This window comes from Bacillota bacterium, assembly GCA_024655925.1.
Taxonomy (GTDB): Bacteria; Bacillota; DTU025; order DTU025; family JANLFS01; genus JANLFS01.
Window position 1 is genome coordinate 12,375 of the sequence record JANLFS010000065.1, and the last position, 5,385, is coordinate 17,759.

A 5,385-nucleotide genomic window follows, 5' to 3' on the forward strand; every position below is an offset into this window, starting at 1 on the left:
TCAGCGCACCGTAAAGCGTTGCGATCACCCACAGACAGCCGAACGCTACGAGGCCCCGAAAGTCTCGCTTTCGGAGGGTCGCCGGGACCTGGATGAGGACCATCGCTATCATGACCATGAGGAACGCTCCCGTGTCTCGTTACCTCCCGTCCGGTCTGGGTCTCCCCAACCACCGTGGGACTGTGGCGTTTCGTATCATGCCCGGCCTTGTTATCGTGACTTTCACGGTTATGTCCAAGGGCACTGTCTGGAATACCTCATCCCAACGATCGGCTAGGTCGTTCCAGGTCCTCGGCAATTTGCGGTAGACCGCATTGCCAAACCCAAGAATGTCCGCCTTGAGTTCTCTTGCGCGAGCAACTGCGAGTTCGATATCGTTTCGAATGACTTCGGAGAAGCGCGCGCGCAGGGACTCCACTACCTTTGGGTCATTCAAATCCATGCCGGGCCGGTCCGGCCCTAGACCTGTCTGATCCTCGAGGTATCCTACGGCCATGACATCGATTCCGATCCTGACCTCATCGTCTATGAGCCTGGGCCTGACTGTAGTCTTCAACCTGGTGAGGTGCAGAGCCGCGAGACCTTCCCCCGCCGGGGACTTGACTACAATGCTCGCACGCTGCCTCTCGCCGGCCACCATGTTGAGACCCATCGCCTCGCGTCCCTCAAGCCAGCCAACCATTTTATCGCCCTTGAATGCAGCTCCTCCGATATACATGACCGGAGGTTTCATGCTCGACTCAACGGAGGCGCCTTGCCCGTGGCTGCTCCCTTGCTTGCTCCCGCCTTCCTGGCCTTCGCTGGATGCCTCCTGGCCAGTCTCGTGGACTTTGAGCCGAGGGAGGGCCAGGTCCTGTCCTGGTCTCAGAAACTCCACCAGGTCACCAAGCATATCTTTCGCCATCACGGCCGGCTCCGTGAAATGGGTGGGTGAAAGGAGCTGGTCCAGCGCCAGCGCGGGAATAGGTGTTCCTGGGAAGACGGCCCCAAGGACCTTTTCCACGGCGCCCTCCACCACGGCAAGGTTCGCAGCAAGGCGCAGGTTCGGGTCGCGCTGGATGAAATCGAGGAGAGGCATTATGCCTGCTCGGGCTAGTCTCTCGGATATCAGGATGACCTCCACGTTGGTGAGCTGGACCTCCCTGCTCACAATGGGATGAAGGTTTCTGGCTGCATCGAATGGGGTATGCCCCTTGGCCGAGTAGACCCAGAAGGCTGGTCCCAATACTGAAGGCCCCCCACCTACGGCGGTACCTCCCCTTGCCGCCATTGGGTCCACGAACTGCGCCATGATCTCGTAAGATCCCTCATCGTCGATGTCGAAGCCCACGGCGAGAACGTGGGCCACCTCGTTGGGCTCCCTCCGGTCCCAGCATCCGGAGAGAAGAGCTGCCACAGCAAGAAGTAGGGCAATTGCGGAGGCGCGGCCAGTACTCACCCTGCCCTCCCCCCCGACTTCCGGTCTCTCGCTTGACGAGCCGCACGTATTAGGTGACCCGCCCAGAGAAGGCCGTATGGGATGAGCATGACCGACGCTATGTAGAGTGGGAATCCCGGGGGTCGAAAGAACGCGGTAACGGAGAAGAGGTCGCGGTAACCATGCACCGAATGGATTGCCACGATCGCTGCAAGAGGCAAGACCACAGGCCTGTAGTCGGCCAGGCCGAGCAGCTGGGCGAGCGCGCGGCAGGAGCAATACAGCATTAGAGACGATCCTACCAGCAGGCCAACGCCCCACGCGAAAATGCCCAAGGCCTCTATACGCGCGATCGCGCGGGCGATGACTATCATCCTTGCCACCTCGAGAAACGGAAATGAGGCCTGCGCTCCCAATTCTGGGCCCAATACCCCCACAATCGTGATTGATGCCAATATGAACGTTAGGCCCGCAAACGTGATTGCCAGAAGCGCTGATCTTACCGCCCTTTCGGGCATGGTCAGGTTCGGTATTACCACACCGAGGGTCAGTAATTGGGCTCCTATGCCGACCGGAGTCGCCGCACTTGAGAGCACTGGTCCCCAACCGCGCGAGAGGACCGGCTCGAGGTTTCCGACATCAAACTTGCTGAGGGCCCCGACGATGGTTGCGACGATGAACAGAACGTAGAGCGGCACGAGGGCATCAGCGGTCCTTCCCACGGATTCTATACCGAGGTACGCCGTAAGTGCTGCCACGGCAAGGAATCCTCCCACGATGACAACCATCGGAGTCTCGGGGAGGTACCCAGATGCCATCAGCTCAGCATAGACCCTTACGTCAGTGGCCGCCATGTGAACCAGTTGCCACAATATGACGGCTGACACGGCTGTCCCAACGACTCCTCCGAGCAGTTTCCGGCTATACTCCACCACGGTAAGGTGAGGGTATCTCACCCCGAGGCCGCCTATTAGGAGAACCTCGAGCGCGAGACCCACAGCTGTGATAATTGCGGCGGCCCACGCGTCTTGCCGCGCTTCTCCGGTTGTGAGGAGGGGAAGAAGGGATAGGACAATCGTCACCCTCATCATGAAGAGGATAGTTGCAAACTGCCGGTTGGAGATCTTCTCGATGCTCATTGTCTCTTGGCGCCTCCTCTGTCGCTGCGTCCACTGCCTTTCTCGGTCTCTTCTTTCTCGAGTCCCGGCCGGGGCATCTGACCCCGGGGCGCCCGGATCGGCTCACGGCTCCCTGCAAGCTTGGGGCGGGTAATCCTCATCCACGCCCAGGCTCTGAAGTGGGAGTCTTTCCAATCGGCCAGGATCATTGGCCCCATGGGCTTGAAGTACGGAAGGCCGAATGACCGCAGTCCGGTGAGAAGAACTATGGTCGTGAGGAACCCAAGCTGGATGCCAAAGAGCCCGAGAACGCCCCCGAGTATTATAAAGACGAACCGGAGAAGCCTTGCAGCCACGTCGAACGAGAACGTGGGAAGGACGAAAGAGGAGATAGCGGTCATCGCGACAACTATGATTACTGAAGGCGAGACAAACCCTGCGTTGATGGCGGCCTCTCCAAGCACCAGAGCGCCCACTATGGTAACGGCTGAACCCACGGCACGAGGAAGCCTGAGACCTGCCTCCCTCAGCAGCTCGAATACGAGTTCCATGGCGAATACCTCTGCGACGACCGGAAATGGGATGCCGGCCCTATCCCCTGTGATTTTGAGGAGAAGTTGTGTAGGAAACAGCTGCTGGTGGAATGTCAAGACGGCCACAAAAGCGCCGGGAAGGAGAAGTGAACCCCAAAATGCCAAGAGCCGGATCACGGTCAACGCAGTGACCAGAGGGACCGGCTCATGGTAGTCGTCTGGCGCCTGGAACAAGCTTCCGTAGTCAAAAGGCACTATAAGGACGAAAGGCGTGTTCTCAGTGAACACTGCCACCTTGCCGTCAAGTAAGTTGCCCGCCACCCGGTCAGGTCTCTCTGTCCTGAGCACGAGAGGGAAGAGGGTGAACGGGGTATCTTGAATGAACTCCTCCACGTACCCACTGCCCAATATGCTGTCAGTCTCTATTCGGCTAATCCTCTGCCGGACTTCCTGGACAAGCTCCTCGCTCGCGAGGCCTTTGATGTAGGCTATGGCCACTGGCGTACGGGTCAGGTGCCCCAAAGTGAAAGGTTCTATCCAGAGATTCGGCGTCCTGATCCACCGGCGCAGAAGGCTGATGTTGGTTGCGATACTCTCTACGAACCCCTCGCGCGCGCCCCGCACGACGACCTCCGCCGGAGGCTCTTCTGGGGTGCGGGTCTTGTATCCTTGTACACCGCAGGTGAGGGGCTCACCGTCTCCGTCCAAGATCACAAGGGCATGCCCCTTGGTCAGATCTTCCCACGCCTCGGTGAAAGTCCTGACGCTGTTCACTGCCACCGATGCGATAAGCCTGTCCTTGAGTTCCTCAAGAATCCTGCCTCTTGGGGCCTTGCCCACGGGTGTCTCGAGCGTGCCCAGACCCAGCATACGAAGAAGGCTCTCAGTGAGTCCCTTGTCCACGAGGTCCTGGATGTATACCACGGCTGCCTCGTACCGGCCTTGCCCTATCCGCATTTCGCGGATTGCCACGTCTGGAGAAGGACCTACCGCGGCCTTGATCATGTTGATGTTCTCTCGAAGGGACGTGCCGAACTTGAGGGTCTCTTCGATGGCCTCGCGCTCTCCGACGTCCAAGCGGTCGTCCCTGAGCTTGGATATCTCCCCGGTGTACTTGGGTCTTCCCCGTATAAGGTTGAAAATCCAGCTCATTCGTGCCGGTCCCCTCCTCCAACTCCTAATGAGGTAGTATTGCCCAGACTTCCGTCGGGAATTTCTAGACTGACCTCGCTGTAACATGAATGCTCGTTCTGACTGTGCCCGCGTTGAGGAGCCCGGGCCTCCAAGAAACTGCCGGGTCTTCTCCCCATGCTCCAGTTTTTCGTCTGAAAGGCCGTGGCTCCATTGAAACTGCGCGAGGATGCCCTGATCCATCTGCTCCTCGGGTGTGGCTCAACGGCCGAAAGGCCGTGCCTCCATCGAGACTCTCTCGATGGGCCGAGGGGCGGGACTGACAATACCGGAGAATTGGCCTGACATGTTTCGTGATTCACTATTGGTAGGACGTGGGGCGGGTGTGCCGAACCAGGGAGAGAGGTGATGTCCATGCGTGCGACAGGCTACGTTCGCCCGATGGATAAGTTGGGGCGAGTAGTACTTCCCAAGGCAGTTCGCGACGAGCGGGGAATCGTTAACCGTGCGCCCTACGAAATATGGCTCCAGGGTGAGTTCACCGTGGTCCGGCGATGGGAGCCGAGCTGCGTCTTCTGCGGCGACCATGAGGACCTCATTGAATTCCGCGGCCGGCTGGTGTGCAGGGAATGTCGGAGGGACGCTAGGACAACAGACATGGGGAAGGCGGTTGGGCGAGAAAGCGGCTGAAACCCCATTCTACCTGGCGTACCAATCTGAGATCTCCGAAAAAGTCTGCAGGTCGCGCGAGGTCCGAGCAGGATTTGGGGCGCGCGGTTCGACGATCCCACTCCTGACGACTCCACTCTGGCCGTATACCGTAGGAGGCTTGGAGAAGAGAAGTTCCGGGATCTGTTCCGGAAAGTGATCGAACAGGCCAGGGCAAAGAATCTGATCCGCGGAGATTGGACGATTGTGGACGGCACGAAGCTGGTCGCCGACGCCGCGGTCAGGAACTGTCTCAACCTTGCCAGAGAGGTCAGGAAGAAGCTGTTGAGCCTGGTTGAGAAGGAAGACAAGGCTAAAGCCAAGGAGTTGCGGGAATACAAGGAGCCTCTCAAGGATTCGGAGTATCCAGCCAGGAGCGAGCTTCTCGCGGCGGAGACCGCGCGGTCAAATGAGCTGCTCGAGGAGCTCTCCGAGCGCTCAAGCGCGGAGAGCTCCTCGAGCAGCTCATTTGACCGCG

Annotated in this window: 4 protein-coding genes; 1 reads left to right on the forward strand and 3 read right to left on the reverse strand. The window is 59.1% G+C overall.

Translation table 11 applies throughout. The annotated features are described in order from the left end of the window. Positions 1-139: 139 nt before the first annotated feature. From NUW23_10690 to NUW23_10700, 3 genes are read right to left on the reverse strand one after another with little or no spacing between them, the layout of a single operon-like run. Positions 140-1,438, reverse strand: coding sequence for a Ger(x)C family spore germination protein (locus tag NUW23_10690; GenBank protein ID MCR4426631.1), 1,299 nt, complete (start codon positions 1,436-1,438; stop codon positions 140-142). Further along, positions 1,435-2,556 carry an endospore germination permease gene (locus NUW23_10695; protein MCR4426632.1) on the reverse strand — a complete coding sequence of 374 codons (1,122 nt, stop codon included), beginning with the start codon at positions 2,554-2,556 and terminating at the stop codon, positions 1,435-1,437. Before NUW23_10695 ends, NUW23_10690 begins: the two co-directional genes overlap by 4 nt. Next, positions 2,553-4,220, reverse strand: coding sequence for a spore germination protein (locus tag NUW23_10700; GenBank protein ID MCR4426633.1), 1,668 nt, complete (start codon positions 4,218-4,220; stop codon positions 2,553-2,555). The genes NUW23_10695 and NUW23_10700 overlap by 4 nt, the downstream gene beginning before the upstream one ends. An 894-nt stretch (positions 4,221-5,114) precedes the next feature. On the opposite strand from NUW23_10700, the gene NUW23_10705 reads away from it, so the two are divergent. Next, positions 5,115-5,385 (forward strand): hypothetical protein (locus NUW23_10705; GenBank protein ID MCR4426634.1); only part of this gene is annotated, 271 nt, incomplete at its 3' end.